Here is a 3,541-nt window from a genome sequence, read left to right on the forward strand (position 1 = left end):
GGGTGCCCGACCGGCGCAGCATCCGCGCTGTCGTGGACACGGCCGCCGAACGGCTGGGCGCTCGCGGCGTCACCCGCACCGAGGCCGTGCTCGAAGCCGAATTGGCCGGCCTGGGCCCACTGGCCGGCCTGGCCCGCGCGGCGGGAGTGACCGACATCCTGGTCAACGGTGACGCGCAGACGTGGGCCGACCGCGGCGCCGGCCTGGAACGGGTGCCCGAGCACGATTTCGAGTCGCCCGAACACGTGCGCCGTTTCGCCGTTCGCCTCGCCGGCGTGGCGGGCCGACGGCTCGACGACGCGCAGCCGTGGGTGGACGGCCTGCTGCCCGGCGCCGTCCGGTTGCACGCGATCCTGCCGCCGCTCTCCTCGGGTGGCACGTGCATCAGCCTGCGGATGTTGCGGCGCGACGCCGTGCGGCTGACCGACCTGGAGCGGGTGGAGATGTGCACCCCGGACCAGGGTGCCCGGCTGCGCGCCATGATCGCCAACCGCGACGCCTTCGTCGTCACGGGTGGCACCGGGGCGGGCAAGACGACCCTGCTCGCGGCGTTGCTCGGCGAAGTCGACCCCAGTGACCGGATCCTGGTGGTCGAGGACGTCCTGGAGATTCCCCTCAACAGCGGTCACGTCGTGCGCCTGCAGGCGCGCCCGCCCAATGTCGAGGGCCAGGGATCGGTCACGCTCGTCGATCTGGTGCGTCAGGCGCTGCGTATGCGCCCCGACCGGGTCGTCGTCGGCGAGGTCCGGGGCGCCGAGGTCCGAGAACTGTTGCAGGCGTTGAACACCGGCCACGAAGGCGGGTGCGCGACGATGCATGCCAACAAACCGGCCGACGTTCCGGCCCGGCTCGAAGCGCTGGGGGCGCTCGCCGGGATGTCGCCCGCCGCCGTTCGCGCACAGGTCGCTACGGCCCTGAAAACCGTTGTGCACGTGGCCCGTACGCCCGTCGGCCGCCGGATCACCGCCATCGAGGATCTGTGAGCCGTGGGCCGGATCCTCGCTGCCTTGTTGCTGCTGCTCGGCGGGTATGCCGTGTGGCCCCGCCGCCGCGGGATGCGCCGGCGCCGGGAGGCGGCGACATCCGACACACGCGTGGATTCCCTTGCGGCAGTGCTTGAGTCGGTCGCCCTGTGCCTGCAGGCCGGCCTCACCCCGGTGCAGGCTGTGGACGTCGCCGTGCAGCAGCGCCGCGACTCCGCCGCCGAGCAGGACGACGCGATCGGCTCGGTGCTGGCCGAGGTGCAGCGCGCCCTGCACCGTGGCGCGCCGGGAGGCCCCGCCTGGGCCCGGCACAGCGACCAGATCCCCGAACTGCGGGTCGTGGCCGGGGCCTGGACCCTGACCGAGGCCAGCGGATCCGCACTCCACCCTTCGGTCATGTGGTCGGTCGCGCAACTGCGTGAGAAGCGCGCGGCAAAGGAGCGGCTCTCGGCCGTCACCGCGGGCACGACCTCGTCCATGATGCTGATGCTGGCCCTGCCCCTGGCGGGAGTTCCGATCGGCCTGCTCGTCGGCGTCCCTCCGGGTGAACTCTACGGCTCCTTCCCGGCCGGGGTCGCGCTGGTGGTCGGGCTGTCCCTGGCGGCCTCCGGAGCCGTGATGTCGAAGCGGCTGCTCCGTAAAGCCTTGCAGCCCAAGAAGATCAGTGCCGAAGAGGGATTGCCCGACGCGACACTCGACGACGTCGCCGATGCCGCGCTGATGCTGCAGCTCGCCCTGAGCTCCGGCGCCGGAATCGTCGAGAGCATCGAACAGGTCGCCGTCGTCTCGCCGCATCGGATCCGCACCGAGTTGCGGCGCGTCGTGGCCGGCTATCGCTGGGGCCTGGGGCATCGCACCGCGTGGTCGTATGCCGATGTCTCCTGGGAGCCGGTCTCCGCCGCCCTCGCGCTGTCGCTGGAGCATGGCGCCGCGCCGGCCGCGAGTGTCAAGGCCGCCGGGCAGCGGCTGGCCGAGTCGGAGAAGTCGCGCCTGCAGGCGGCGGCCGGTCGGGCCGAGACCTTCCTCCTCATCCCGCTCGTGGTCTTCTTCCTGCCCGCGTTCGCGCTGACCACGGTCATCCCGCTCGTCATTGCTCTCGTCCCCCGCGGTGGCCTGTTCTGAACGAGCCAACGCCGCAGGCGCAGTCGAGTGGTGGCTGTCGGCACGCTTTCGGCCCGGAACCGTACCGGCACTCACCACTCGAATCCGACGCTGCTGGTCTTGTCCAGAAGGTCGTTCCTCGGGGCCGCGGACAGGGCCGGTTTTCCACAAGCGGAACGCCAACTTTCGTTGATCCACAGGGTTTTTCGCGCCTCTGGCGGCGGCCTTTCGGGCACAGAAAAGTAGAGGCATCGACCGGCGCGGGGCCGGTCACCTTCCGAAAGGAACAGCACATGTCGCACAAGCTCGCTGCACGTTTCACCGCCACCAAGGCCACGCTGCTGGACCGGGCCACGGCCAAGAACGACCAGGAGGGTCTGACCACCATCGAGTGGGCGCTGGTCACCCTCATGGTCTGCGCCTTCGCCGTTACCGCCCTGGGCATCCTCAGCTCGTTCGGCGTCGCGGAGATCGGGAAGCTGATCAAGAACGCCTTCGTCGGCAAGGCCTGACGAGATGAGTCCGTCGTGCTGCAGACCCACGGTGGCGGGGGCGCCGGCCGCGGGGCGCGGCGGGCACCGTCACCCTGGCGCCGGCGCAGCCCGTGACCGGCTGGTTCGACGAGAGTCGGGTCTGGTGACGATCGAATTGGCGTTCGGGATGATCGTGTTCGCGCTCCTCCTGCTGCTCACGCTGACCGCGATCGCCACCGGCCTCGACCACATCCGGGTCTCGGAGGCCAGCCGGGTCGGAGCCCGGCTGGCCGCCCGGTCCGAGCCGGTCTCGCACGTCATCGCCGCCGCCAAGGACCAGGCACCGGATGGGTCGGTGGTCAGCGTCACCGGCGACGGCGGGTCGGTCGTCGTCACCGTCCGGGCGCCCGAGCGAGCGCCCTTCGCCCGCCTGGGCTGGGATGTGGCTGCCGTCGCCCGATCCGTCGCCCCCCGGGAGCTGCGGCCATGACCGCCCGATGGTCGCCCAGCCCCCGGAGGCCGTCGCCGGCCCCCAGCAGGCACCACGAGGCGGGTTCCGGCACCATCCTGACGATCGTGCTGGTGGCCGCGATGATCATCCTGCTGCCGGCCACCCTTGGGCTGGTGACGGCGGTGCAGGCCAAGCAGCGCGCGCGGGCAGCGGCCGACCTCGGGGCGATCGCTGCGGTGTCGAACTTCATGGCCGGGCTGGATGCCGCCACATCGTGCCGGCGTGCTGCCGGCTTCGTCACGGCCAATGCGGCCCAGCCCACCGGGTGTTACATCACGCCGGAGGGCACGGCGACCGTCACGGCGCGGGTGACCGCGCGCCTGCCGGTCGTCGGGATGCGCACGACCACGACCTCGGCTCGCGCCGGCCCGGTCCGGCAACGGTGATCGCGCCTCGGACAGGCCTCCGGCCCCGTCCCCCGAAGCGGACGGGGCCGGAAGGGGGTCGAGAAGATGCGCGGACCCCCGAGACGG

General features: G+C 71.9%; 5 protein-coding genes. All 5 read left to right on the forward strand.

Features of this window, described 5'->3' with window-relative positions; genetic code table 11:
- A partial coding sequence (locus BN11_RS13525; RefSeq protein ID WP_235435474.1) for a TadA family conjugal transfer-associated ATPase occupies positions 1-983 on the forward strand: 983 nt, incomplete at its 5' end.
- A 3-nt stretch (positions 984-986) separates the two neighbouring features.
- Positions 987-2,105, forward strand: coding sequence for a type II secretion system F family protein (locus BN11_RS13530; RefSeq protein WP_048698473.1), 1,119 nt, complete (start codon positions 987-989; stop codon positions 2,103-2,105).
- Between the two features lie 272 nt (positions 2,106-2,377).
- A complete protein-coding gene (locus BN11_RS13535; RefSeq protein ID WP_048698475.1) occupies positions 2,378-2,596 on the forward strand; it encodes a DUF4244 domain-containing protein in 219 nt (72 codons plus the stop codon).
- A 124-nt stretch (positions 2,597-2,720) separates the two neighbouring features.
- Positions 2,721-3,047 (forward strand): TadE family type IV pilus minor pilin, encoded by a 327-nt coding sequence (locus tag BN11_RS13540; RefSeq protein WP_048698477.1) that lies wholly within the window; start codon positions 2,721-2,723, stop codon positions 3,045-3,047.
- Complete coding sequence (locus tag BN11_RS13545; protein WP_083433750.1) at positions 3,044-3,454, forward strand: Rv3654c family TadE-like protein; 411 nt, start codon at positions 3,044-3,046, stop codon at positions 3,452-3,454. Before BN11_RS13540 ends, BN11_RS13545 begins: the two co-directional genes overlap by 4 nt.
- Positions 3,455-3,541 lie beyond the last annotated feature (87 nt).

The sequence above is a fragment of the Nostocoides australiense Ben110 genome, from assembly GCF_001050535.1.
GTDB lineage: Bacteria > Actinomycetota > Actinomycetes > Actinomycetales > Dermatophilaceae > Nostocoides_A > Nostocoides_A australiense.

Bases quoted from the DNA above. Each gene is read 5' to 3' on its own strand.
- BN11_RS13535 (WP_048698475.1), top strand. From the start codon at position 2,378: ATGTCGCACAAGCTCGCTGCACGTTTCACCGCCACCAAGGCCACGCTG.
- BN11_RS13545 (WP_083433750.1), top strand. From the start codon at position 3,044: ATGACCGCCCGATGGTCGCCCAGCCCCCGGAGGCCGTCGCCGGCCCCC.